Genomic DNA, 25,774 nt, shown 5'->3' on the forward strand with positions numbered 1-25,774 from the left:
CTAACAGCTTACTTGATGTTGTAAGACGCCAGCAGGGCCTGGTACTCGGGGGTGTTGCGGCGGCGGAGGGACTCGTTTTTGGCCAGCTCCTGCACGCGCATCAGGCCTTCCAGCACCTGCTCGGGGCGGGGCGGGCAGCCGGGCACGTACACGTCGACCGGAATGATGCGGTCGATGCCTTGCAGCACGGAGTAGGTGTCGAAAATACCGCCCGAGGAGGCGCAGGCGCCCATGGCCAGCACCCAACGGGGCTCGGCCATCTGCTCGTACACCTGCTTCACAATGGGAGCCATCTTCTTGGCAATAGTGCCCATCACCATCAGCAGGTCGGCCTGACGGGGCGAAAACGACGGCCGCTCCGAGCCGAAACGCGAAATGTCGTAGTGGGCGCCCATGGTGGCCATGAACTCGATGCCGCAGCAGGAGGTAGCAAACGGCAGCGGCCACAGCGAGTTGGCGCGGGCAATGCCCACCACTTTATCCAGCGAAGTGGCAAAAAAACCGGCGCCTTCGAGGCCTTCGGGGGCGGCTACCGTTTTGATTTCAGGAACGCGGTTATCACTCATGGTGAAAAGTCTGGTTAGGAATAAGCTAAGCGGCAACCTTGCCCTTCCGAACACCAGCCGGAAAGCAAAGGTTTACCTGGGTCTAGCTTAGTTCTGCCACTTCAGAATGCCCTTCTTGATGATGTAGTAGAAGCCGGCCAGCAGCAGGCCCATGAACAGCAGCATCTCCACGAAGCCGGTGGTGCCTAGCTCGCGGAAGTTGACGGCCCAGGGGTACATGAAGATGACTTCCACGTCGAAGAGCACGAACAGAATGGCCGTGAGGAAGTATTTCACCGAAATCGGGGTACGGGCATTGCCCACCGACTCGATGCCGCACTCGAAGGACGAATCCTTCACTTTGGAGTGGCGCTTGGGCCCGACGAGGTGCGACACCACCATCGAAAACGCGACAAAGGCCAGTGCGAGGCCCAGTTGAATCAGAATCGGCAGGTAATCGGCCGGTTGGTAGGTGGCGGTGGTAGCTAACAGCATGGCGAAAGGGTGTTGCTGTTGAAAAAAGGCATTGGGGGGCAAAGGTAGGACGAAAACCGGGGGGGTGCAACGAATCAAAGGCCAATGCGGGCTTGATGCGTGCAGCTGCCGATTTTGGCGGGCGGCTTGGATAAGTTCTACGGAGAATAGCGGCTATCCGGGCCGGCCGTTGATAAACACAAAACAGCCGCTCCAGTTTCCTGCAGCGGCTGTTTCTCGGGGTTCCGGCGCAGCTTAGAAGCCGCCCTTCGCCTGGTTCAAATCCTCGTGGTTGTCCACACCCAGGAAGGGGTAGCGGTAGTCCACGGGCGGCACGAAGGTTTCCTTGATGGTGCGCGGCGACACCCAGCGCAGCAGATTCAGGATGGACCCGGCTTTGTCGTTGGTGCCGGAGGCGCGGGCCCCGCCGAAGGGCTGCTGGCCCACCACGGCGCCGGTGGGTTTGTCGTTGATGTAGAAGTTGCCGGCCGCGTGCACCAGCTTCTTGGTGGCCAGGTCCACGGCGTAGCGGTCCTTGGCGAAGATGGCACCGGTGAGGGCGTAGGGCGAGGTGCCGTCCACCAGTTCCAGCGTCTTCTCGAACTGCTGCGAGTCGTACACGTGCAGGGTCAGCACCGGGCCGAACAGCTCCTCGCACATGGTCACGTACTGCGGGTCCTTGGCTACCAGCACGGTCGGCTCGATGAAGTAGCCCTTCGACTTGTCGTAGCCACCGCCGGCCAGGATTTCCACGTCCGCGTCGTTCTTGGCGTTGTCGAGGTACTTGGCCAGCTTGTCGAACGACTTCTCGTCGATGACGGCGTTGATGAAGTTCGAGAAGTCCTCTACGTCGCCCATCTTGAACGATTTCAGGTCTTCCACGAGGTACTGGCGCACGTCGTCCCACAGGTTCGAGGGAATGTAGGCGCGCGAGGCGGCCGAGCACTTCTGGCCCTGGAACTCGAAGGCGCCGCGGGTAATGGCGGTGGCTACCTCTTTGGCGTTGGCCGAGTGGTGGGCCAGGATAAAGTCCTTGCCGCCGGTTTCGCCCACCACGCGGGGGTAGGAGCGGTACTTCGACACGTTCTCCCCGATGGTTTTCCAGATGCCGTTGAACACCCCGGTAGAGCCGGTGAAGTGGATGCCGGCAAAGTCGCGGTGCTTGAAAATGACTTCCCCGGCGGTGGGGCCGTCCACGAACACCAGGTTGATGACGCCGTCGGGCACGCCGGCTTCCTGGAACAGCTCCATCAGCACCTGGGCCGAGTAGATCTGGGTGTTGGCGGGCTTCCACACCACCACGTTGCCCATCATGGCCGGGGCGGCGGGCAGGTTGGCGGCAATGGAAGTAAAGTTGAACGGCGTCAGCGCGAACAGGAAGCCTTCCAGCGGGCGGTGCTCCAGGCGGTTCCACATACCGGGCGCCGACTCGGGCTGCTGCTGGTAGATCTGCTGCATAAAGTGCACGTTGAACCGGAAGAAGTCGATCAGCTCGCAGGCCGCGTCGATTTCGGCCTGGAACGCGTTCTTGCTCTGGCCCAGCATGGTCGCCGCGTTCAGCTTGGCGCGGTAGGGGCCGGCCAGCAGCTCGGCGGCTTTCAAGAAGATGGCGGCGCGCTCCTGCCAGGGCAACTCGGCCCACAGGGGGCGGGCCGCCAGGGCCGCGTCGATGGCCTGTTGCACGTGCTCGGCGGTGCCCAGGTGGAACTGGCCGAGGGTATGGCTATGGTCGTGGGGCGGGCTGATGCGCTGAGTATTGCCGGTGCGCACCTCTTTGCCGCCGATGTACATCGGAATGTCGCGCTCCTGCTTTTTGAGCGTTTTGAGCATCGCCTGGAGTTCGGCGCGCTCATGGGAGCCGGGGGCGTAGCCTTTTACCGGTTCGTTTTTGGGAGCAGGGACGTTGAAAAAGCCGTTGGCCATAACAAGGGAAATGATGGTTCGGGTTGGAGCGGGCAAAGGTAGACCACTGGTCGGAATCAGATGGTTTTGTTGGCCTTTGCTTCTGGATTTTGGTAGCGAGCAACTTGCGCCACTGCTCCGCAAAGCAGCAGGAGGAATCCCATGAGCGCGCCTAAAATTGAGAGGGAAGAAGCTGTTTCTCCTTCGTGGACTATTGTATCGTACCCAACAAGCTCACGGATTCGAAACGATTTCCTACCCAAAGTTTCTTTGTAAAGATTGTATGATACTTCATCCTTGACTGCCCGGTTTGAAGCAGTCCGTAGTTTTAAAAAGTAGCGTTGCCCTCTTCTATCATAGGTTTGATAATTACCTATGATTTGGGCATCGGTCAGCGGTTGTTGGCTTACTTGATACCAGGCCCACAATTCGGCGGTAGAAAAGCTAGCAAACACGAGGCCGATGATAAGTGACTGCACCACGAAAGCGCGTGAAGGCGTCATAAAAACGATTTCAACTCGCTCAAACAGCTGATTTCGTACGTCACCTCGGCGTTGTGCCGGCGCTTATCGGGATTGAAATACACCTGGTCGATGCCGGCGTTGTAGGCGCCCAGCACGTCGCATTCGAGGTTGTCGCCAATCATCAGGCTTTCCTGGGCGGTGGCGCCAGTGCGCTCCAGGGCGTGCTCGAAGATGCGGCGGTCGGGCTTCAGGCAGCCGCTGCACTCGCTCGTTACCACTTCCTGGAAGTAGTCGGTGAGCTGCGACGAGGCGAGCTTGACGAACTGTATATCCTTGAAGCCGTTGGTGATGAGGTGCAACGTGTACTTGCCGCGCAGGTAGTCGAGCACCTCGTGGGTGTAGGGAAACACGGCCGTTTTCTGCGGCAGCAGGTCGGTGAAGTCCTTGCTGATGCTGGCCGGTACTTCTTCCTCGGGCACGCCGAACTTGGCCAGGGTGCGCGGGAAACGGGTGCTGCGCAGTTGCTGCTGGTCGATTTTGCTGCTTTGGTAGAGGCGCCAGAGGCCGCTGTTCACCTCGCGGTACCGCTCAATAAACGCGTCGACGGTGAAGGTGCCGTGGCGGGCCAGGTCGTGGCGAACGAAGAGCGTGCGGAGCGTTTCGTCGGCGTTTTTCTCGAAGTCCCAGAGGGTGTGGTCGAGGTCGAAGAAGAGGTGACGGTATTTCACGGAAGCAGTGGAATCAATAGGCAAGCAACAACACTTGGGGCGAATCGGATACCAAGTGGCGGTTATTTTTCGATGAGCAGGCGTTTGACCGGGCGCCCCTGGCCCAAGTGCTCATGCACGATGTCGGCCACGTCGCGCGGCTGTACGTCGCCGTACCAAACGGCCTCGGGATACACCACCACGGCCGCGCCGTGACCTTTTTTGCAGTGCTTGCACACATCCATGCACCCCACGGCCTGCACCCTGTTCTTGCGCTTTTTACCACCAATGAGCAGGCTTTTCAGGTCCTGCTTTTTCAGCTCTTTCTTCAGGGCCTTGGCCACGTCTTTCCCAACCTCGCTTTTCTGGTTGGTGCAAATAAATAAGTGGTGCTGGTAATTCATGGTGCTTGTTCATCTGTCATCCTGAGCAGAGCGAAGGACCCTATCAAGCCTGGGAGTATCTGTTCAATGCAAGTCGTTAGCCTGCGAGAAGGTCCTTCGACTGCGCCTCAGGATGACAGCTCGGTCAAGATTGCGGCGTGCCGGTCCAGTGGCGGTTTTGCAGCTTGTACGCGGCCAACTCGCGGTTCGACCACAGCGTTTTATAAATCTGCTGGTCCTTCACCAGCTGCGCGTCGCGCTCCATGTAGCCGAGCTGCTGCTGCAACAGCTCGGCGTACTCGTCCTTGATGAAGTAGAACATCCAGTTGTCGAGGCGCCGAAAATTCACCAAACCCGCATTTTTCAGTTGCGCCAGTTGCCGGGAAACTTTGGTTTGGGTGAAATCCAGCACTTGCTCGAGGTCGGAGATGCACATTTCCTGGTTCCGCCAGAGCAAATGCAGGATGCGCACCCGCGACTCGTCGCCGAGGGCCTTGAATAAACCGAGCCCGAATGCAACGGAAAAGTGTTTGAGACGCATCTTTTGGCTGAACTGCGGGTTATGTAGCCGCCGGGCGGCTCCTTGCTCAAAGGTAAGCCGCCGGCGTCTGGCACCTTTCCCTGGCTCTGTGAAAGAGCCGTATCTTTGTTATCTGCAACCGCCTGACATGCCCTTGATTGCCCGTTTTCGTTTCCCGCTTGGCTTCTTGCTGCTCGTGCTGGCGGCTTTCCTGGCTTTGCCGCAGCACACACAAGCCCAGGGCCAGCGGCAGGTAGTGCAGTTCACGGGCATCGTGGCCACCGGCGACTCGCTGCTGGGCGTGCCCGGCGCGGCGGTGTTTGTGCCGAAAGCGGGCCGCGGCACCGCCACCAATGCCTACGGCTACTTCTCGCTGCCCGTGCTGGCCGGCGACTCCATCGTGATTCGCAGTCTGGGCTACCGCAACCAGTACGTGGTCATTCCGCCCGACTACCCGCGCCAGAGCTACTCCGTGATTGTGCAACTGAAGGAAGACGCCACCGTGCTGCCCGAGGTTCGCATCTTTCCCTACCTCACCGAGAAGGACTTCAAGCGCGCTTTCCTGGCCCTGGAGCTGCCCAAGGAGCGCGGCTCCCGCACGGCCGAAAACCTCAACGAGCAGATTCTGCGGCGCATTTTCCTGAACGCGCCCGTCACCAGCATGGCCAACTACCGCCAAACCATGCAGATGCAGCAGCTCGACCAGCAGCGCCGCTACGGCACCGCGCCCAACCCGTATTCCAACAACCCGCTGCTGAATCCTTTCAGCTGGCTGCAGCTCATTCAGCAGGTGAAAAACGGCGACTTCAAGAAGAAGGACTAGGGGAGAAATACCAGGAAAAACAGCTGCCATCCTGAGCAGCGCGAAGGACCTTCTCACGCCAGAACACAATTGTTCAGCGGTAAGAAGGTCCTTCGCGCTGCTCAGGATGACAGGTCTGTTTTTGGCCTGGCACATTGAGCTAGCGCGCAACCACCCGTGCCGTTTTGGGGTAAAGTTGAAGTGCGGCCGTATTGTGCCGCGGCGGGCTACCTTCCCCCGCACTTTCTCTGGTTTGCCATGGATACGAACCTTCCCAAATCCTCGCACCCGCGCCTGGTCATCATCGGCTGCGGCTTTGCCGGCCTGCGCCTGGCCAAGGCCCTTAAGCACGACCCCGTGCAGGTGGTGGTCATCGACCGCAACAACTACCACAACTTCCAGCCGCTGCTCTACCAGGTAGCCACCGGCGCGCTGGAGGCCGACAGCATTGCCTACCCCATCCGCAAAATCTTCGCCGGCCAGAAGAACTTCTTCTACCGCATGGCCGACGTGCAGCGCGTGGACACGGCCGCCAACACGGTGCACACCAACATCGGCGACATCCACTACGATTACCTGGTGCTGGCCACCGGGTCGCTCACCAACTTTTTCGGCATCGAGAGCATCGAGAAGAATGCCATGCAGATCAAGAGCATTCCGAATGCGTTGAACCTGCGCAGCTACATCTTCCAGAACTTCGAGAAGGCCCTGCTCACCGAAGACCCCGTGCAGCGGCAGGCCCTAATGAATATTGTGGTGGTGGGCGGTGGTCCCACCGGCGTCGAAATCAGCGGCTCCCTGGCCGAAATGCGCAAGCACGTGCTGCCGAAAGACTACCCCGAGCTGGATTTGCAGCAGATGCAGATTTACATCGTGGAAGCCGGCGCCGAGCTGCTCGGGCCCATGTCGCCGCAGTCGCAGCGCGACGCGTTTGAGTACCTCAAGGAGCTGGGCGTGAACATCCGGCTCAACACCAGCATCAAGCGCTACGAAGACTGCAAGGCCTACTACTCCGAAACCGAGTTTATCCCGACCGAAAACCTGATTTGGGCGGCCGGCGTGAACGGGGCCGCCGTGCCCGGCCTGCCCGACGCGGTGGTGGCCCGCAACAAGCGCATTACCGTCAACCGCTGGAACCAGGTGGAGGGCTTCACCAACGTGTTTGCCATCGGCGACGTGGCCAACATGGTGACCGAAGACATGCCCAAGGGCCTGCCCATGCTGGCGCCGGTAGCCATTCAGCAGGCCGACCACCTGGCCGAAAACTTCCGCCGGCTGGCCAAAGGCCAAACGCCCGTCGATTTCAAGTACCACAACAAGGGCGTAATGGCCATTGTGGCCCGCAACAAGGCCGTGGTCGATTTGCCGAAAGGACACTTCCGCGGGTTCCTGGGCTGGCTCACGTGGCTGTTTGTGCACCTGATGACGCTCGTGGGCTTCCGCAACAAAGTGGTGGCCCTCACCGACTGGGCCTTTAGCTACTTCAGCTCTGACCAAGCCCTGCGCCTCATCATCCGCCCCTTCAGCCGCCGCGACGTGAAGGACGACAAAGGCAAGAAAACCGCCGAGCATCAGGCTTCCACGCCGCAGTACAACCCCACGCCGCCCGCCATTCAGACACCGGCTGCATAATCCTCTCAGTTAACGAAAAAGCCCCGCCAACGTGAGTCGGCGGGGCTTTTTGCGGCCCTCATGGCAGCAGGCACTGGGCTATTTCGTGCTTTGCGTCGTGACTTCGTCGCCGGGGCAGGCGGCGGCCGAGATGTTGCAGAGCGTGTACGGCTTCATGTCGGCCGGCGCGTCGGCGGCCAGGCAATTGACCTCCGGCTTGGTGCCGCCGGCGCGGTAGGTAAAGTGCAGGGTGGTGCCCCGTTCGCTCAGCGTACCCAGGTCGGTGTAGGTGGCAATTACGTTTTGGTAGGTTTTCAGGCCCGTGCCGTCGGCGTCGTACTGAATGGTTTGGCCGCCAACGTTGGCGCCGCGCAACTGCACCAGCGTGCCGGCCATGCAGGTGTGGCCGAGCACGGTGCCGGTGGTGCAGGCAGGCTGCGGCGGCTTTTCACAGGTGGTCATGTCGCAGCTGGTAGCCAGGGCGGCCGTGGTGGCCAGGGAGGCGAGAAGCAAAGAAGTTTTCATGCAGAAAATGGGTAGGAAAAAGTACGGATTTGGGTAGAGGAGCCGCACGCCTTCCAATCGGTTGCAAGCCGGTGCTATTTTTTTCGCCGATGATGCTACTTCGTAAATTTGATAAAGAAGTACTACTACCATACAAAAGCCCTGCTTTCGGAAAAAAGCAGAGCTTTTGCGAAAGGCCAAATTACGGCGGGTGCTACCGCTGCAGTTTGCGCGTGGGCTTCACTGCGGGCTTTTTCACCATGGTCCCAAAGGCCCCTTTCTTCTCGAACGACTCGGCTACCTCGTCCTCCAAGGGGGTGCGCTTCACCACCGGGTTGTTGGCCCAGAACTCGGGGTCGTAAGTGGTTTTGCGGATTTCGTCGAGGTCCTTTTCCTGCAAAGCCGGCTTGCGGTAGGCCGCGCCGGGCGTGGGCGCATCGCCGGTGTCGAAGAAGAAGGTGTAGGCCGACACGTTCATGCGCTTGGGCTTCACACCGGGCCGGTCGATGTCGAAGGTGAGGGAGGTGTTGATGTGGTCGAGCGGCGACACCGGGCCGGGCGTGTTCTGAAACACGATATCGAACTCCAGCTTCGTGTTTTTGAGCGTATAGGTGGGGTTGTTAGCCGAGCCGGTGAACGTGGGCGTGGTGATGTGAAAGCGGGCCACTTTGTAGCTGTCCACGTCGATCCAGACGGTGCCTTTGGCGCGGTAGCTCTTGAGCTTGGGGCTGGTTTCGAAGCTGATTTCGGCCACGTCCCGGTCGCCCTGCTGAATCACGCCTACCAGCTCCAGAATGTAGTTGTCGGCGGCGTTGGGCGAGAGCAGCGCCAAGGACTTCAGGCTGTCCACGCGGGCGTCGTAGAGGCCGTAGGCGCGGGTGTAAAACGAGAAGTCCCGGAAATTAATGATGGCGTCTTTGGCCGCGTAGCGTGCCTGTGCCAACGAAGTGCCCTCGATGCGGGCGTTGCTCGACTTCACGTTCCAGATCATTTCCTGCAGCTCGGTGGGGTCGTTGTCGAGGCGGGTAATCTGGCGGTAGTAGGCCTTGCCGTAGAAGGGGCGGTTGTAGTTGGCCTTCAGGTGCGAGTAGGCCCGCGTGACCAGCGTAGCGGCGTAGCTCTTGATTTCCACCTCGGGCAGCACAATGTTGGCCGAGGCCAGCGTAATCTGCACCGGGGCATCCACGCTCGTCACCACCACCGAGTCGCGCTGGTGGCTCAGCTCCGATACCATGAGGGTGGCCGGCAGCGTGGGCACGCGCAGCGTAAACTCGCCGGTTGCATTGCTGGTGGTACCGGCCGTGGTGCCCTTCACGCCAATGCTGGTGAAGGGAATCGGCTCCTTGGTGTCTTTGTCGATGGTGACGCCGCGGATGAGGTACTGCGCCTGGGCCACGGAGGCCGAAAGCAGCAGCAGAAGCAGCATCGCGCCGAGTCGGGCGGCAGCGCGGTAGCGAAGAAGGTGGGTAAGCAGAGGCACGCGCGGGTGGGCTAGTGGCAGATGTAGAGCAATGGAAGGCGAAACTACGCGGGGCGTAGTGCTGCCTCAACGCTTTTCGGGCGGTAAAATTTCCCGAACGCTCAGAACCTCATTTCTCGGCCTCCTCTCTCAAAGTGAGGGAAAGCCACGGCGGCGCGTGCACCAAGGCGGTGTGCCACGGAGGTCGACTATCGTTGAAACTGGTTAAAACCGGCTTCTATTCGTAGCTATGCCGGTTTTTGCTGCACAATGCGCAGCAGCTCGGCTACCTGCGCGGTTAGCGCGGTGGGCTCATCGGTGGCGAGCAGGCGCGAGTCGATGCCGACGCAGGTGGCGCCGGCGCTGGCCCATTCGGTAAGCACGGCCGGGGTAGGCTGAATGCCACCCGTGACCATGATGGGCGCCAGCGGCAACGGGCCGCGCAGAATGCGCAGGTACTCCGGCCCCAGGTAGCTGCCCGGAAACAGCTTCACCAGCGTGGCGCCCAGGTGCAGGGCGTCATATACTTCGTTCAGGGTTTGGGCGCCGGGTAGCCAAGCCAGGTTGTGGCGCTGGCACACGGCCGCCACTTCGGCCCGCATGACGGGCTGCACGATGAAATCGGCACCGGCGGCAATGAACCGCTCGGCTTCGGCGGCCGTGAAAATGGTGCCCGCACCCAACAGCAGGTCGGGGTACTCGGCTTCCACAAACTGCTGGAGGTCGGCAAAGATGTCGAAGGCGTCGGGGCCGCGGTTGGTAAACTCAAAGAGGCGCACGCCGCCCGCGTAGCAGGCCGCCAGCACCTTACGGGCGTAAGGTTCGGCGGCGTGGTAAAATACCGGAATCAGCGGGGTGCGGCGGGCCTGTTCCAGGGCGTGCGCGGCAGTAAATCGGACCATAGACGGTGGAACGGCTGCACGGCCGAATGGTTAAATGGCTGGATGATTAACTGGTTGATTATTCCGATTCGCCAGAATGACCAGCCATTTAGCCATCCGGCCATTCAGCTATTTACTCACAACGCATATTCGGCCAGGGCGCGGGCCACGTCGTGAATGGTTTGGTCGTTGCGGAAGGTTTTGCTGATGGGCGCGGCCATGCCGCGCACCCAAATGTGCAGCTCCGATTCGAGGTCGAAGTGGCCGGTAGTTTCCATCGAAAACCGCTCGATGCTGCGGTAGGGCACGCTCAGCAGCTCGCGCTTCTTGCCCGTCACGCCCTGCTTATCCACCAGAATCAGGCGCTTATTGGTGAAGATAATCTGGTCGCGGATGATGGCGTAGGCGCGCTCCACCCGCTCGTCGGAGGCGAGGATGCGCAGCAGCTCCTGCTGGGTTTCGTTGATGTCGCTTTCCGAAGCGTTGCCGAGTAATGCGTCGAGGAGGCCCATGATGTCAGTTGCGAGTTACGAGATGTCAGTGTGGGGCTGTGAGGCCGAACGGAAAGTACGTCGAAAAACGGCTGCGCGGTACGCGCCGCTGCCCGCGCCTTGCCTTGGCACGACGGCTTGTGCGCGTTTGCAACGGGCATCGTGTTAAGCCACGACGGCTTCTTTACGTTTGCAACGGCCTCCTTGCCTTGACACGATGCCCATTGCGCGGGAGCAACGGCCTTTATGCCTGGACACGACGGCTTCTGCACGCGAGCAAATGCCATCGTGCCTTGACAAGACAGCCGTTGCAAACGTGCAGAAGCCGTCGTGTCATGACAAGTAGGATGTATCAAAGAAAAATTGCACTGTCCAAAGCGAAGGATAGGCCCGCTGCCTCTAACGATACCCATCGAGGCCGTTCGGCGCGTGCTTTGGGCCACAGCAGCAGCTGTTGCAACCGGTTGCAACGGCGGCTGCGCGTTTGCAACGGTCATTGCATCGGATTGCAATGGCCGTTGCTCGCGTGCAAGAGGCATTGCATCCGGTTGCAATGGCTTCTGCGCCGTTGCAACTGCCAGTGCAACCCGATGCAGAGGCTTCTTTTTGTTTGCAACGGCCTACTCATCGGGATGCAATGGCTTCTGCACGTTTGCAACGGGCATTGCATCCCGATGAGTATGATGTATCAAAGGAAATTTGCACGATTCAATGCTTTGTAGGAATGCGTATGAGTTTAAAACTACTGTTTCAAATTCGCCATTCATCACAGCCGTAACTTTTGTCTCCTCGAACTCTTCGCATGCTATACGTGAAGTTCTCAAGGTTGTAAAATAATGCATCGTGGATGGTTGGATCCTGCTCCTCAAAATGATCTAAGTGCAGTCCTTCAATACGCATGGTGTTAATGACAAATGGCACTAACCTGTATCCTGGAAAGCATTTTCGAATACTATCCTGCACTATCTGGAATGTGGATTCATATTCTTGATAAGGTGATGCGGTAATGGCATTTATGGAAGGAAAACGGACCGGGTATGTAGGCTCATCAGGATGCGGGATGCCTGAGTGTAGTACCAGCGTTGTTGAGTCGGCCCCATATATGGTGTAAAATGGACCAAGAAGGCTGACCGCAAAACGAAGCTCTGAACTATAGATACAATTGCCATTCTTCTTGTTGCTTAAAACCACATTGCCACTGAAACAGGGCCACATCAGATTGGAAGTATTTCTTATACGCTTTGCTGTTTGGTTCTGTAAATCCTTTTGAAAGCTTCCCCATCTGGTAGAATGGTTTTTTTGAATAAATATATTCTCATGTATTAGCTCCTGTATATCCTTGTTTGCAGGGTAGTTGTCGACAAAAGTCTCACTTCTTTTGGTGATGCGAACATCTTGTCTATTCACGTCTATACCTAACGGGTAGTATTTTTTTACTGCATCATATATAGGCCAATAATTAAATGTATCGTAATTGAAGGAGAATAAATTCTTCATTTTTGAGCGTGTGTAGTGTGTATTTATTAGACCTTCGTCGAAGGAAATGACAGCAATGCTATTGAGCGAATGTAGTGTTTGAAAGCAAAACAGCCCCCTTGTAAGGACAAGAAGGCTGTTGGTGTCAATAAGTAGATGAAAGAGCCTATTTACCTCCACCCGTGCTACCGCCGCCCACGCGCTGGGGCTGCTGCGACGACACGTTGCGCTGCTGCATGGGGTTGGGCGCGGCCTGTTGCTGCTGCTGAAACAGCTCGAAGCGCGACGGGGCCAGCTGGCGCGGGAAGGCGTTGTTGGAAAGGTCGGTGTCGGCCGTTTGCAGGAAGGGGTCGAGGGTGAAGGCGGCTACCGGCTTCTCGGTCACGAACACCTTGGTTACCTCGGCGTTGTTGCGGCGCCAGATTTCGGCCGGAATGTTCACCACTTCCTTGCTGCCGTCGGCGTAGGTCATCTGCACAATCACGGGCATCACCAGGCCGCCGAGGTTCTTCAGGTTCACCTGGTAGAAGTTCAGGCCCTTGCTCAGCGTTTCCTGCTGCTGGGGCGAGAGCGTGGCCACGTATTTCTGGTAGGCGGCCTTGTCGGCGTCGGTCACGGCCAGCGCGTCGAAGCCGTTGTAGAAGTCCTTCAGCTCGGGCTTGTCGTCGATGAGGGTCTTCTGAATGTCCTGCAGGTTGCGCTGCTGCGAGAGGCTCTGCGGGGCGGCGTTCAGCTCCTCGCGGCGGCGGGCGTTTTCCACCTCGGGGTTCTTCGAGTCGACCTTGTACCACTGCACGCCCTCGATGGCGAGGTCGGTGTGGTCGGTGCCGTAGAACCAGCCGCGCCAGAACCAGTCGAGGTCCACGCCCGAGGCGTCTTCCATGGTACGGAAAAAGTCGGCCGGCTTGGGGTGCTTGTAGGCCCAGCGCTGGGCATAGGTCTTAAAGGCGAAGTCGAACAGCTGCCGGCCCATCACGGTTTCGCGCAGGATGTTGAGGGCCGTGGCGGGCTTGCCGTAGGCGTTGTTGCCCAGCTGCAGCACGCTCTCCGAGTTGGTCATGATGGGGTTCTGCACGTTGCGGTCGGCGCGCATGTAGTCCACAATCTGGCGCGGTTCGCCGCGGCGCGAGGGGTAGTTACGCTCCCATTCCTGCTCGGTGAGGTACTGCATGAAGGTGTTCAGGCCCTCGTCCATCCACGTCCACTGCCGCTCGTCGGAGTTGATGATCATGGGGAAGAAGTTGTGGCCCACCTCGTGAATCACCACCGAAATCAGCCCGTACTTGGTGCCGGCCGAGTAGGTGCCGTCTTTCTCGGGCCGGTAGCCGTTGAAGCACAGCATGGGGTATTCCATGCCGCCAATCGAGCCGTGCACCGAAATGGCCACCGGGTACTGGTACGGAATGGTGTACTTGGAATAGGTGCGAATGGTGTGCGCCACGGCCTCCGTCGAGTACTGCCCCCACAGCGGGTTGGCCTCCTTGGGGTAGTACGACATGGCCAGCACCGGCTTGCCTTCTACCTGCGTGCCCATGGCATCCCAAATGAACTTGCGCGACGACGCCCAGGCGAAGTCCCGCACGTTTTTGGCCGCGTACACCCACGTTTTGGTGGCTTTGGCGTGGTTCTTCTCGGCCTGCGTAGCCTCGGCCTGCGTCACAATCACCACCGGCTTCTTGGCCGATTTGGCTTCTTCGAGGCGCTTACGCTGGGTGGCGGTCAGCACCTGGTCGGGGTTCTGCAGGGTGCCGGTAGCGCCCACCACGTGGTCGGCGGGGGCGGTAATGGCCACGCGGTAATCACCGAAGGGCAGGGTGAACTCGCCGGTGCCCAGGAACTGCTTGTGCTGCCAGCCGTTCACGTCGTCGTACACGGCCATGCGGGGGTAAAACTGGGCAATTTCGTAGAGCACGTTCTTGTCCTCGGGGAACAGCTCGTAGCCCGAGCGGCCGCCCAGCTTCAGGTGGTCGTTCACGTTGTAGTGCCACTTCACCGAGAAGGTAATCGACTGCTTGGGCGCCAGGGCCTGCGGCAAGTCGATGCGCATCATGGTGTAGTTGACGGTGTAGGGCAGGGTTTTGCCACCCTTCACGCGCACGTCCTCAATTTTAAACGAGCCGTCGAAGCCGGTGCGCTGGATGTATTCCAGGGCCTGAAACGAGAGCTTGTCCTTCAGCTCGGCCGTTTGGGTCGAGGCCGTCATCGAGTTCGGCGCGTAGATGTTGGCGTCGAGCTGCAGCCAGAGGTAGGTGAGCTTGTCGGGCGAGAGGTTGGTGTAGGTAATGTCCTCGGCGCCCGATATGCTCTGGTTGTCGTCGTTGAGCGACACCTTGATGTTGTAGTCGGCGCGCTGCTGCCAGTAGTCCTTGCCGGGCGCGCCCGAGGCGGTGCGGTAGGTGTTGGGCGTGGGCAGCTCTTGGCCGAGCTGGGCAAATTTGTCGGTGCCGGAATTGGTGCTTTGGGCCGAAGCCGGGGCCACCCACGGCCCGGCGAGGGCTGCAACCACGCCGGCAGTCAGGAGAAAGGGTAAACGCATACGGTGAGTGAGGAGCGAAAACAATGAGCTTCTAAGGTAGCGCGGGCACTGCGGCAAAAAGCAGCAACCACGGAGAGTTTCTACCAGAGAAAGACAAAAACACCGCCGGGGTGCAAGTGTTGCGCGGCTTGCCACCCCGAACAGCCTTTTTTGCGCGAAGAGTTTCGGCGGGCGAATATTTGGGCCTGAATGTCAGGGCAAAAGCCGGGTTTATGCACCAGTCAGCTGGTTCAGCAGCAGCACCACGGCAATACCGGCCGCCGCACCGCTGACCACCAGCACCCAGTCGCGGCGCGTGGCCCGGAAACCGCGCAACACCACAAAGCCCACCAGCAGAATGAGGCCCACAATCAGCAGCTGGCCCAACTCCACGCCCACGTTGAAGGCCAACAATTCCAGCACCGGCCGGGCATTCTGGCCCAGCAGTTCGCGCAGGTAGTTGGAAAAGCCCAGGCCGTGAATCAGCCCGAACACGGCGGCCAGCAGGTTGGCCCAGCCCAGCCACACGGGCGCTGGGCGGCGGGTGTCGTTGCGGCGCGGCTCGCGCGGGGCGCGCCAGAAATTGCCCAGGCAAGTGAGCAGAATGGTGATGGGAATGAGCGTTTCGATAACGGCCGGCGGAAACGCGACGATGCGCCGCGTGGCCAACGCCAGCGTGAGCGAGTGACCCACGGTGAAGCTCGTAACCAAGGCCACCACGCGGCGCCAGTCCTGCAGCACATACGGCGCGCACAAGGCCAGCAGGAACACGAGGTGGTCGTAGGCCCGCAGGTTGAAAATGTGGAAGAAGCCCAGCTGGAGGTAGGTCTGGAAAACGGACATGGCGCAAAAATAGCCCGTTCGACTGTTTACCAGCCGCCCACAAAAAAGCCCCGCCGGCGCAGTGCCGACGGGGCTTTTCAAGCAAAGCCCGCAGGCTTGCCCAGCTTATTCGTGCACGATGCGGCGGGTGTCGGTGCCGCCTTCCGTTACGAGGCGCAGCACGTACACGCCGTGGGGCAGCGTGCTCAGGTCAACCGTTTGCTGGGTGAGGCCCGAGCTGGCCGGCTTCACTTCCTGGCGGAAGACCACCTGGCCCAGGGCGTTTACCACCGTCAGTTGCACCGGCTTGCGGTAGCCAGTCAGCTCCACCGTCAGGCGGCCGTCGTGGGTCGGGTTCGGGTACACCTGCAGCGACGAGCCGGCCAGCGGCTTGGCGGCCAGTACCACCGTCACGTTCACCGCGTTCGAAGCTGCCGAGGGGCAGCCGCTGGTGCTGGTTGTTGCCACGGTATAGGGACCGTTTTGCAGGGGCGACGCTACCAAGTACGTCTGGCCCGTTGCGCCGGCCACCGGCGTACCGTTGAGGTAGAACTGGTTGCCCGAAGCCGCACTCGACGTCAGCAACACCGAGCCATTGGGCTGGGTAACGGCCGTGAGCGTAGGCGCCACCGGCGTGGGGTTTACCGTCACGCTGGTAGCGGCCGAGGTAGCCGTGCAGCCGCCTGCGTTGGTCACAATCACGCTGTAAGTACCGCCCGTGGTAGCCGAGTAGGTAGCCGAAGTGGCGCCGCTGATGGGCTGGCCGTTGAGCAGGAACTGGTACGTAGCGCCGGCCGAGCCGCCGAGGGCCGTCAGGGTTACCGAGCCGCCTTGGCAGAAGGTAGTCGAGCCGGTGGTAGTCAGGGAAGCAGTGGGCGCGGTGTTGATCGTCACCGTGGCCGAGGCCGTGCTGGCCGTGCAACCGCCGGATGCAGCAATGGTATTCGTCACGGTGTAGGTGCCGGGCGCGGAGGCGCTCAGGTTAATCACGCCGGTCGAAGCATTGAGACTCAGGCCCGAGGTCGAGCTGAACGTGCCGGCCGAGGCACCCGCGCCGAAGGTCGGTGCCGGGTTCGTGCCCGAGGTGCAGTAGGCCGCGCTGCCGTAGCTGAACGCAGCCAGCGGTGCCGTGGTAATGGTCACCGTCTGGGTGCTGCTGCTCCCGCAGGCACTGCTCACGGCATACGTCACGGTGTAGGTGCCGGGCGTGGAAGCGGCCAGGTTGATGGCGCCCGTCGAAGTATTCAAGCTCAGGCCCGAGGTTGAAGAGAACGTACCGCCGCTGGTACCCGACACCGTGGGCGTGGGGTTCGTGCCGCTCACGCAGTACGTGCCCGAGCTGTAGCTGAAGGCAGAGGACGCAGCCGGCGTGATGTTTACGGTAGCGGTAGCCGTGCTGGCCGCGCAACCACCCGAAGCGGCAATGGTGTTGGTCACTGTGTAGGTGCCGGGCGTCGAGGCGGCGAGGTTAATCACGCCGGTCGAAGCGTTGAGGCTCAGGCCCGAAGTCGACGAGAACGTACCAGCGGAAGCGCCCGTGCCAAAGCTAGGCGTAACCGTACCGGTAGAGCCGGCGCAGTACGTAGCACTGGGGTAATTGAAGGCAGCCAGCGGAGCCGTAGTGATGGTTACGGTTTGGGTGCTGGAGGCCGGGCAGGCACCGCCCACGCTGTAGGTGACCGTGTAGGTACCCGGCGTCGAGGCGCTCAGGTTGATGGCGCCCGTCGAAGCGTTCAGGCTTAAGCCGGAGGCCGAGCTGAACGTGCCGCCCGAAGTGCCCGACACGGTCGGGCTGGGGTTGGTGCCGCTCGCGCAGAACGTGGACGTGCTGTACGCAAAGCCCGCCGTGGCCGGAGCCGTGATGGTAACGGTAGTAGTACCGCTACCAGCGCATGCGCCGCTGGCGGCGTAGGTCACGGTGTAGGTACCGGGCGTCGAGGCGGCGAGGTTAATCACGCCGGTCGAAGCGTTGAGGCTCAGGCCCGAGGCCGAGCTAAACGAGCCGCCGCTCACCGACGTGGTGGGCGTGGGCGTGGTGCCCGCGTTCTGGCAGTACGTCGAAGCACCATATGCTACCGTCGGCGTCGTGGCCGGAGTCACCGTCACGTTCACCGCCGCCGATGTTGCGCTGCAGCTACCAGGGTTGGTGACCGTAACCGTGTAGACTCCAGCCGTGCTAGCCGAGTAGGTAGCCGAAGTGGCGCCGCTGATGGGCTGGCCATTCAGCAGGAATTGGTAGGTAGCACCCGAAGCACCCCCGGTTGCCGTCAGCGTTACCGAGTTGCCTTGGCAGATGGTGGTCGAGCCACCGGCAGTCAGCGCAGCATTCGGTGCCGCCGTAATGGTGACGGTCGTGGTGGCCGAGGCGGCGGCACAGCCGCCGGCGGCGGCAATGGTGTTGGTGACGGAGTAGGTGCCGGGCGTCGAGGCGGCCAGGGTAATCACGCCGGTCGCGGCGTTCAGGCTCAGGCCCGAAGCGGAGCTGAACGTGCCGGCGGAAGCGCCCGTGCCGAAGGCCGGCGCCGGGTTCGTGCCCGAGGTGCAGTAGCTGGTGCCAGCGTAGCTGAAGGAGGCCAGCGGGGCGGTGGTAATCGTCACCGTCTGGGTGCTGGAGGCCGGGCAGGCGCCGCCCACCGCGTAGGTGACGGAGTAGGTGCCGGGCGTGGAGGCGGCCAGGTTGATGGCGCCGGTCGCGGCGTTCAGGCTCAGGCCCGAGGCCGAGCTGAACGTGCCGCCCGCGGTGCCCGACACCGTGGGGGTGGGGTTGGTGCCGCTCACGCAGAACGTGGAGGCCGCGTAGGCGAAGGCGGCCGAGGCCGCCGGGTTCACCGCCACCGCCACCGCCGACGACGTCGCGCTGCAGCTGCCGGGGTTGGTAATGGCCACCGCGTACGAACCGCCCGTGGTAGCCGAGTAGGTAGCCGAAGTGGCACCGCTGATGGGCTGGCCGTTCAACAGGAATTGGTAGGTAGCGCCCGAGGCGCCACCGCCCGCTGTCAATACTACCGAGCCGCCTTGGCAGAAGGTGGTCGGACCGCCCGCTGTGAGCGTGGCCGTGGGAGTTGCGTTGATGGTAACGGTGGTCGTGGCCGTGCTGGCGGCGCAGCCGCCGGAAGCGGCTACCGTGTTCGTCACGGTGTAAGTACCCGGCGTCGAGGCCGCCAGGTTGATGGCCCCCGTGCTGGCGTTGAGGCTCAAGCCTGAAGTCGACGAGAACGTACCTGCCGCCGAGCCACTGGCAATGGTCGGCGTGGGGTTGGTGCTGGAAGTGCAGTAAGCCGCGCTAGCGTAGCTAAAAGCCGCGGCCGGTGCGGAGTTGATGGTTACGGTTTGGGTGCTGGAAGCCGGGCAGGCACCGCCCACGCTGTAGGTGACCGTGTAGGTACCCGGCGTCGAGGCGCTCAGGTTGATGGCGCCCGTCGAAGCGTTCAGGCTTAAGCCGGAGGCCGAGCTGAACGTGCCGCCGCTGGTACCCGATACCGTGGGGGTGGGGTTGGTGCCGCTCACGCAGAACGTGGAGGCCGCGTACGCAAAGGCTGCGTTGCCGGCGTTGCTGATGGTGACAGTAGTGTTGCCGCTGCCGCCGCAGGCCCCACTCGTCGTGTAGGTCACGGTGTAGGTGCCGGGCGTAGAAGCGGCCAGGTTGATGGCGCCGGTCGAAGCGTTGAGGCTCAGGCCCGAGGTCGAAGTGAACGTGCCGCCGCTCACCGACGTGGTGGGCGTGGGCGTGGTGCCCGCGTTCTGGCAGTACGTCGAAGCGCTGTACGCCACTGTCGGTGCCGTGGCCGGGGTTACCGTCACCGCTACCGCATTGGAGGTGCTGCTGCACGAGTTGGGGTCGTAGGCCACCACGGTGTAGGTGCCGCTGGTAGTAGCGTTGTAGGTGTTGCTGCTAGCTCCCGCAATCTGCACCCCGTCGCGGTAGTATTGCAGCAGGAAGTTCGAGGACGCCGTAGCCGTCAGCGACACAGAGTTGCCCTGGCAAACCGTCGTTGGACCGTTGGCGGCCAGCGTTACGGCTGGCGTGCCATTCACGGTAACAGGTATGGCCGCCGAGGTGGCGCTGCAGTTCGCGCCGTTGGTCACCCGGACCGAGTAATTGCCGCTGCTCGTTACAGTTGCAGAGTACGTCTGGTTAGTAGCGCCGCTGATGGGCTGACCATTCAGCAGGAATTGGTACGTCAGTCCGCTGCCCGAAGGCCCGGCGCTCAGATTCAGGGTGCCCTGCCCGCAAAAGCTGGTGGAGCCGTTGGCGGAAATGCTGGCCGAAGGCGTTGGCGAAACGGTAACCACCGCTTCGGTGGAAGCTACCTGCCGGCTGTCGGGCGTAAGCACAACGGCGCGGTAGCTGGTAGTAGTGGCCACGTTGGTGTACTGGAACGTGGTGCTGGTGCCGCTGACGTCTTGAAAGCCACTGCCCGTGTTGATCTGGTACTTGACAATCGTGCCGGTGTAGCCGCTCAGCGTGAGCGTTCCGGAGTTAGTGCCTGAGCATACCGTGGTAGAACCGCTCAGCGTGCCGCCCTCGGGCGCAGTGGTTTGAGCCCAGGCCGTGGGGAGAGAAAGCAGAAAGAAAACTGCAAGAAGGGTGTGGCGCCAAACACGCGCGGCCACGGGCCGTGCAGTGCTCTTCAAGATGGTGCGCCCCAGGAAAACGGTGGGTAGGGGTTCGCGCATACAGAAATGAGTGGGGAAGGGTAAGTGGAAAAGCGAAAGGGGCTTTGCGACTTGGATCAGGAATAGTATTTATCACATATTCCTGTGCACTGCCAAGGCCATAGCCACAGCGCCTCCTACGCAGCCTGCCGCGCCAGGTAGGGCCCAACTCCGATTTTATTTTTATTCCTTCCCCAAAAACCTTCGTCCCCAGCCGGCTACGGCTCAACCCGAGCAGTTGTGCGAAGCCCAAAAGCTCGTTGACAATAGCACTACGGCGCCAACGCGCTTGCCATTGCCCGAACGTCCACGAGGTTTTCTGCGGTTGCCTTTTTTGCCGGTCATACTGCTACTTCACCACGTCATTTGCGAGTTGACATTCCCAATGGCCAGATCAACGCCTGAGTAGCAACTAGAGCGGACAGCAACAAAAAGCCCCGTTAGCGAAGTGCTAACGGGGCTTTTTGTTGGTTGAACCTCCTGCCATGTCGCCGCTCAGGCAGCAGCACAAAGGCGCAGCAACTACTCGCTGATGAGGCGGCGGGAGTCGGTGCCGCCTTCGGTGACGAGGCGCAGGGTGTACACGCCGCGGGCCAAGGCGCTCAGGTCGACCACCTGCGGGGTCGTGGCCCCCGAGGCGGCCGGGGCAACCGAGGTGCGGTACACCACCTGCCCCAGCGCATTGAGCACCGTGAGGTCAACGGTTTTCTTGTAGCCGCTCAGCTCCAGGGTAAACCGGCCGTCGCGGGTGGGGTTGGGGTACACCTGCAGCGACGAGCCGGCCAGGGGCTTGGCGGTGGCCGTCACGGCCTGGGCCAGCGAAGGCGCCGAGGCGCAGCCCTGGGCCGAGGTCACCACAACGGTGTAGTTACCGTACTGGGCCGCGGCGCTGACGGTGTAGGTCGGGCCCGTGGCGCCGGGGATGATGGCCCCGTTCAGGTACCACTGGTTGCCCGTGGCGCTGCTCGAGGTCAGCGTCGCCGTGCCGGGCGCGCCGTAGGCGATGCTCACCGTCGGGCGAGCCGGCGCCGGGTTCACCGTCACCACTACCTGGTCGGTGGCCGAGCAGCCGCCGGCGTTGGTCACCGTCACGGTGTAGGTTTGCGTGATGGGTGCGGTGCCGGTGTTGGTGAGCGTCGCGGTGGGGTTGGCCGCGGTGGCGCTGCTCAGGCCCGTTGCCGGGCTCCAGGCGTACGTGGCGTTGGCCGTGGCCGCGGCCCCCAACGAAGCCGGGGTGCCCGAGCAGACGATGGCGTCGGCGCCGGCATTGGCTACGGCGGCAGGCGCGATGGTCACCGCGGCCGTGGCCGTGACGGCGGCGCAGCCGCCGGCGGCGGCCACGGTGTTGGTCACGGTGTAGGTGCCGGCCGTGGAAGTGGCCAGGTTAACGGCGCCCGTCGTGCTGTTGAGGCTCAGCCCGGCGGTCGAGGAGAACGTACCGGCGGAGGCGCCGGCGCCGAGCGTGGCGGCCACCGTGCCGGTGGAGCCGGCGCAGTTGCCGCCCATGGCCGGGTAGCTGAACGCGGCCACCGCCGGGGCGGTTATCGTGACCGTGGCCGTGCCGGTTACCGCGGCGCAGCCGCCCGACGCCGCTACGGTGTTGGTCACGGTGTAGGTGCCCGGCGTCGAGGTCGAAGGCGTGATGGCGCCCGTCGTCGCGTTCAGCGTCAGGCCCGCCGTCGAAGAGAACGTGCCGGCCGTGGCGCCCGTGGCCAGCGTGGGCGTTGCCGCCGCGCTGGCCGAGGTGCAGTACGAGGCTGCAGCGTAGCTGAAGCCCGCCGTGGCCGGTGCCGTAATGGTTACCGTAGTCGTGCTGGTCACCGCGCCGCAACCGCCGGCGGCGGCAATGGTGTTGGTGACGGAGTAGGTGCCGGGCGTCGAGGCGGCCAGGGTAATCACGCCGGTCGCGGCGTTCAGGCTCAGGCCCGAAGCGGAGCTGAACGTGCCGGCGGAAGCGCCCGTGCCGAAGGCCGGCGCCGGGTTCGTGCCCGAGGTGCAGTAGCTGGTGCCAGCGTAGCTGAAGGAGGCCAGCGGGGCGGTGGTAATCGTCACCGTCTGGGTGCTGGAGGCCGGGCAGGCGCCGCCCACCGCGTAGGTGACGGAGTAGGTGCCGGGCGTGGAGGCGGCCAGGTTGATGGCGCCGGTCGCGGCGTTCAGGCTCAGGCCCGAGGCCGAGCTGAACGTGCCGCCCGCGGTGCCCGACACCGTGGGGGTGGGGTTGGTGCCGCTCACGCAGAACGTGGAGGCCGCGTAGGCGAAGGCGGCCGAGGCCGCCGGGTTCACCGCCACCGCCACCGCCGACGACGTCGCGCTGCAGCTGCCGGTGGTTACTACTACCGAATAAGTCCCACTAGCCGTTACGGTGGCCGAGTAGGTAGCCGAGGTAGCGCCGCTGATGGGCTGGCCGTTCAACAGGAATTGGTAGGTGGCGCCGGTTACTGGCGTGGCAGCCAGCTGAAGCGTGCCCGAGCCGCAAAAAGTAGTGGCCGAAGTAGCAGTCAGCGTAGCCGTTGGAGCCGGATTTACCGTCACGCTCACCGGGGCCGAGTACACCGTACGGTTGTCCGCCGTCAGAATAACTGCGCGGAAGGTGGTGGTGGCCGTGAGGTTGTTGAAGGTATACGTAGCAGCCGTGCCGCTGCCGGTTACCGCTGCAAATCCACTGCCGGTATTGGCTTCGTAGCCGGTGATGGTGCCCGCGTTGCCAGCCAGCGTGATGGTGCCGGTGTTGGAGCCGGCGCAAACGGCGGCAACCGAACTGCTAAGCGTGCCGCCTTCGGTGTTGGCCAGTACAAAGAAGTCGTTGCCGGGCGTCAGGTTCTGCGTCGATGCAATGCCCGTAACGGGCGTGGTAACGGCCGCACCACCGATGGAAGCATACAGGCCGTTGGCTGTGGGAGCCTGAGCTACCACGGCGGTAGCCGGCGCGCCAATCACGTCGTCGGCACCGTAGCTGAGTTGCACGGTGGCCGTAGCGGGCAGGTTAGCCGTGTTTTCCAGGCGCACGTAGCGGGTCGGGTTCAGGCTCGAGAGCGGGCCAGAAACCGTGCCCCCCGTGGGGCCGCTCACTACCGTGGCAGTGTAGGTCTGGTCGGCACTGTTGGTGATGCCGCCGAGTAGTACCGGACGGAAACCGGCCGCGTCGCCCACGGCGAAGAGGCGCGACACCGCCGTGGCGCTGTTCACCGTGATGCCCAGCGGCCCTTTTACATAGGCCGTGGCCGAACCCGCCGGCATAACCGTGGTAGCAATGCCGCTGATGAGCTTATTGGTGGCCGAAGTCGTTACGATACCTGCCAACAATCCAATGGAGCTAGCCGAAGTCGAAGGCCCGACAACCGTCAGGTTGCCGCCCGCCAGCGTTACGCCTTGCGGGTTGTTGAAGTCGGCATAGTATACCGTGCGCGAAGCCGGGACTTCCACGCCCGTCGTGCGCGGGGCCAGTTCCGGGTTGTAAATCAGGTACAAGCCGCTGGTCGCCACGTCGAAGGTCGGGGCCACGTCGAAGTTGCCGGCCGAAGAAGTCGGGTTGGTCAGGCCAAAGGAAATAACCGCCAGGGCCGTGCTGCTGCTCTGCACCGTGAGGTTGTTGGCGTTGATGACGTTGCCGCGGAACATGGCCACGTTGCGCGTCACAATGGGTTGGTTCAGCGTCACACCGGTGCTGGCGTTCTGGAAGGTCACCTGGGCCAGCGGGGCCGTTACCGTGCCGGTGCCGCCGAAGGTCTGGGCCGTGGTGCCTTGGAAGTACAGGCGGCTGCCGGTGGCCGAGCCCGTCAGCGTGCCGTTGTTGGTGATGGTCGCGCCAAGCTGCAGCAGGATGGTCCCGTTCAGGTTCAGCGTCGTGGTCGGGTTAATCAGCACCGTGCCCAGGGGGTTGGTCTGCCCGGCCAGCAGCACGCTCTTGGGGTTGGTGGTGTTGTCGATGGTCAGGTTCGGCATATTGCCGCGCATGCGGAAGTCGAAGTTGGTGGCCGTAGCCGCCGTGCCCGCATTCACCGTGCCGCCGGTGAAGTTGTAGGTAGCGCCCGCCACGTAGTAGTCGAGCGGGGTGGTAGCGGTGCTGCGCTGCACCAGGTTGATGTTGCCGCCCGAAATGGTGGTGGCCCCGTTCACGCCGAAGGAAGGCGTGCCGGAGGTGTTGCCCACGGTGCTCACGTTGATGGTGCCCCCGCTCATGGTGAAGGTCATCGTGCCGGTGACCTGGGTGGCGCTGGTGAAGTTGGTAAAGCGGCCGACCGTGCTCAGCGTGCCGCCTTCCATCGTGTACACGGCGTTGGCGCCGAAGTTGATGGAGTTACCAATGGTGTTGCCCACGTTGAAGGTGCCGCTGGTGATGCGCAGCAGGCCGTTGACCGTGGGGGAGCCCGTCTGCGAGGCGACGGTGAAGTTGGGGTTGTTCAGCCAAAAGCCGCCCGTGGCCGGAATGATGTAGGAGGCCGCATTGCCGAACACCCGGTTGTTCAGGGTGGCCGTGCCCGAAATCTTGAGCGTACCCGTCATGTCGTCGGCGGGCGTGGTGCCGGTCGTGCGCGTAAACAGGAAGCCGTCGGTGGTGGTAGCGCTGCCCTTCACCGACAGCGTCGGCAGGTTCATGTCCACCACGTCGGCCCGCACCGATTTGGCCAGCGACATGGTTTGCAGGTCGGTGGTACCGGTACCAGTGAAAGTGGCGTCGCCTGCGCCGCTAAAGCGCAAGTCCGAGCCGATGCTGCTGCTGGCGCTCAGGTCCAGCGTGCCGTTGTTGGTTACGCTACCGGCTACCGTCAGCGAATACGCCGTGGTGGCCGAGGTTTGCAGGGCGCCGGTGTTGGCTACCGTCAGCGATGCGCAGGCCGCTGCTACGTCCAACGTAACGGTGGCGCCGGCTACGATGGTCACATCGTCGGTGGCCGCGGGAACTACGCCGCCCGCCCACGTGGTGGGGGCGCTCCAGTTGCCGCCTGTAGCCGTGGAACTAACGGCGGCGGTGATGTTGCGGCGGACGGTTGGCACGTTGCGCACAATCGGCGCAGCCGTGCGCTCTTGCAAGGGTGATGCGAGCTGCAATTCCCGGTTGGAAGGCACCGCGCCCTGCGCAGCCGGTCGCTGCTGTGCCTGAACGCTTACCAGGGGCAACAGGCCCAGCGCCGTCAGTAGCCACGGACGCGCGCACGCTGTCCGCAACGCAAACGAATTCCGTGTTCGATCAGAACGTAAAAAGTTGGTCATAGAAGAAAAGTGAGGAAAAAGGAAACAAGGGAAACGGGCAGCTTGGCCAGGGTAAACTGGTCAGAATATCAGCAGGAAAGAAACTTCGGGGCGCATGGCCTTATGCAGACAAGACAAGCAAATCAGAACAGAATCAGACAATCGAGAACCGAAATATACAATTATCAAAGATGCTTAAAATTGGTGAGTAGTAGCACTGAATTTTCAATTCGCCGCCCGGTTTTTTTGAATGTTTTTCGAATCGTATGAATGTGGCGGGCTGGCGGGTAAAAGACCTGTTTCCAGCTTGCTTGATGCTCTAAACACACAACGCCCCGCCGGCAGTGCCGGCGGGGCGTTGTGCAGAGGGCG

General features: G+C 62.0%; 19 protein-coding genes. 3 read left to right on the forward strand and 16 right to left on the reverse strand.

Translation table 11 applies throughout. The annotated features are described in order from the left end of the window. Positions 1-8: 8 nt before the first annotated feature. The 7 genes from F0P96_RS20310 to F0P96_RS20340 form a co-directional block, all read right to left on the reverse strand. Positions 9-566 carry an NADH-quinone oxidoreductase subunit B gene (locus F0P96_RS20310; RefSeq protein ID WP_151080829.1) on the reverse strand — a complete coding sequence of 186 codons (558 nt, stop codon included), beginning with the start codon at positions 564-566 and terminating at the stop codon, positions 9-11. Between the two features lie 87 nt (positions 567-653). Then, the gene (locus F0P96_RS20315) at positions 654-1,040 is read right to left on the reverse strand and encodes an NADH-quinone oxidoreductase subunit A (RefSeq protein ID WP_151080830.1); all 387 of its coding nucleotides are present in this window, start codon (positions 1,038-1,040) and stop codon (positions 654-656) included. 234 nt (positions 1,041-1,274) lie between these two features. Continuing rightward, a complete protein-coding gene (pruA, locus tag F0P96_RS20320) occupies positions 1,275-2,942 on the reverse strand; it encodes an L-glutamate gamma-semialdehyde dehydrogenase (protein ID WP_151080831.1) in 1,668 nt (555 codons plus the stop codon). Between the two features lie 56 nt (positions 2,943-2,998). Next, positions 2,999-3,424, reverse strand: a complete 426-nt coding sequence (locus F0P96_RS20325; RefSeq protein ID WP_160620145.1) for a hypothetical protein — start codon at positions 3,422-3,424, stop codon at positions 2,999-3,001. Beyond that, complete coding sequence (locus tag F0P96_RS20330; RefSeq protein ID WP_151080833.1) at positions 3,421-4,113, reverse strand: YjjG family noncanonical pyrimidine nucleotidase; 693 nt, start codon at positions 4,111-4,113, stop codon at positions 3,421-3,423. Before F0P96_RS20330 ends, F0P96_RS20325 begins: the two co-directional genes overlap by 4 nt. A 62-nt stretch (positions 4,114-4,175) precedes the next feature. Next, a complete protein-coding gene (locus F0P96_RS20335) occupies positions 4,176-4,496 on the reverse strand; it encodes a (2Fe-2S) ferredoxin domain-containing protein (protein WP_151080834.1) in 321 nt (106 codons plus the stop codon). A gap of 124 nt (positions 4,497-4,620) precedes the next feature. Continuing rightward, entirely contained in the window at positions 4,621-5,016 is a 396-nt protein-coding gene (locus F0P96_RS20340; protein WP_151080835.1) for an ArsR/SmtB family transcription factor, read from the reverse strand. A gap of 127 nt (positions 5,017-5,143) precedes the next feature. Between F0P96_RS20340 and F0P96_RS20345 the strand changes: the two genes are divergently transcribed. Further along, positions 5,144-5,818 (forward strand): carboxypeptidase-like regulatory domain-containing protein, encoded by a 675-nt coding sequence (locus tag F0P96_RS20345; RefSeq protein WP_160620142.1) that lies wholly within the window; start codon positions 5,144-5,146, stop codon positions 5,816-5,818. Between the two features lie 237 nt (positions 5,819-6,055). After that, entirely contained in the window at positions 6,056-7,429 is a 1,374-nt protein-coding gene (locus F0P96_RS20350; protein ID WP_151080837.1) for an NAD(P)/FAD-dependent oxidoreductase, read from the forward strand. 78 nt (positions 7,430-7,507) lie between these two features. Here F0P96_RS20350 and F0P96_RS20355 read toward each other — a convergent pair whose 3' ends face one another. The 4 genes from F0P96_RS20355 to F0P96_RS20370 form a co-directional block, all read right to left on the reverse strand. Further along, on the reverse strand, positions 7,508-7,933 hold the full coding sequence (locus F0P96_RS20355) for a hypothetical protein (protein WP_151080838.1): 426 nt from the start codon (positions 7,931-7,933) through the stop codon (positions 7,508-7,510). A 193-nt stretch (positions 7,934-8,126) separates the two neighbouring features. Continuing rightward, on the reverse strand, positions 8,127-9,392 hold the full coding sequence (locus F0P96_RS20360) for a carboxypeptidase-like regulatory domain-containing protein (RefSeq protein ID WP_151080839.1): 1,266 nt from the start codon (positions 9,390-9,392) through the stop codon (positions 8,127-8,129). 227 nt (positions 9,393-9,619) lie between these two features. Next, positions 9,620-10,273: a beta/alpha barrel domain-containing protein gene (locus F0P96_RS20365; protein WP_151080840.1), complete on the reverse strand. Its 654-nt coding sequence runs from the start codon at positions 10,271-10,273 to the stop codon at positions 9,620-9,622. 116 nt (positions 10,274-10,389) lie between these two features. Then, positions 10,390-10,764 (reverse strand): PH domain-containing protein, encoded by a 375-nt coding sequence (locus F0P96_RS20370; RefSeq protein ID WP_151080841.1) that lies wholly within the window; start codon positions 10,762-10,764, stop codon positions 10,390-10,392. A 490-nt stretch (positions 10,765-11,254) separates the two neighbouring features. Between F0P96_RS20370 and F0P96_RS20375 the strand changes: the two genes are divergently transcribed. Next, the gene (locus F0P96_RS20375) at positions 11,255-11,521 is read left to right on the forward strand and encodes a hypothetical protein (RefSeq protein ID WP_151080842.1); all 267 of its coding nucleotides are present in this window, start codon (positions 11,255-11,257) and stop codon (positions 11,519-11,521) included. Here F0P96_RS20375 and F0P96_RS20380 read toward each other — a convergent pair. From F0P96_RS20380 to F0P96_RS20400, 5 genes are all read right to left on the reverse strand, one after another. After that, complete coding sequence (locus tag F0P96_RS20380) at positions 11,494-12,240, reverse strand: hypothetical protein (RefSeq protein ID WP_151080843.1); 747 nt, start codon at positions 12,238-12,240, stop codon at positions 11,494-11,496. The genes F0P96_RS20375 and F0P96_RS20380 overlap by 28 nt on opposite strands. Before the next feature lie 145 nt (positions 12,241-12,385). Continuing rightward, a complete protein-coding gene (locus tag F0P96_RS20385) occupies positions 12,386-14,755 on the reverse strand; it encodes a M1 family metallopeptidase (RefSeq protein ID WP_151080844.1) in 2,370 nt (789 codons plus the stop codon). A 210-nt stretch (positions 14,756-14,965) separates the two neighbouring features. Beyond that, on the reverse strand, positions 14,966-15,577 hold the full coding sequence (locus F0P96_RS20390) for a HupE/UreJ family protein (RefSeq protein ID WP_151080845.1): 612 nt from the start codon (positions 15,575-15,577) through the stop codon (positions 14,966-14,968). Positions 15,578-15,682: 105 nt separating this feature from the next. Further along, the gene (locus F0P96_RS20395; RefSeq protein ID WP_151080846.1) at positions 15,683-20,233 is read right to left on the reverse strand and encodes an Ig-like domain-containing protein; all 4,551 of its coding nucleotides are present in this window, start codon (positions 20,231-20,233) and stop codon (positions 15,683-15,685) included. Between the two features lie 501 nt (positions 20,234-20,734). After that, positions 20,735-25,207, reverse strand: coding sequence for a T9SS type A sorting domain-containing protein (locus F0P96_RS20400; RefSeq protein ID WP_167291266.1), 4,473 nt, complete (start codon positions 25,205-25,207; stop codon positions 20,735-20,737). Positions 25,208-25,774 lie beyond the last annotated feature (567 nt).

Source organism: Hymenobacter busanensis (genome assembly GCF_008727865.1).
In the GTDB taxonomy this organism is placed as follows: domain Bacteria; phylum Bacteroidota; class Bacteroidia; order Cytophagales; family Hymenobacteraceae; genus Solirubrum; species Solirubrum busanense.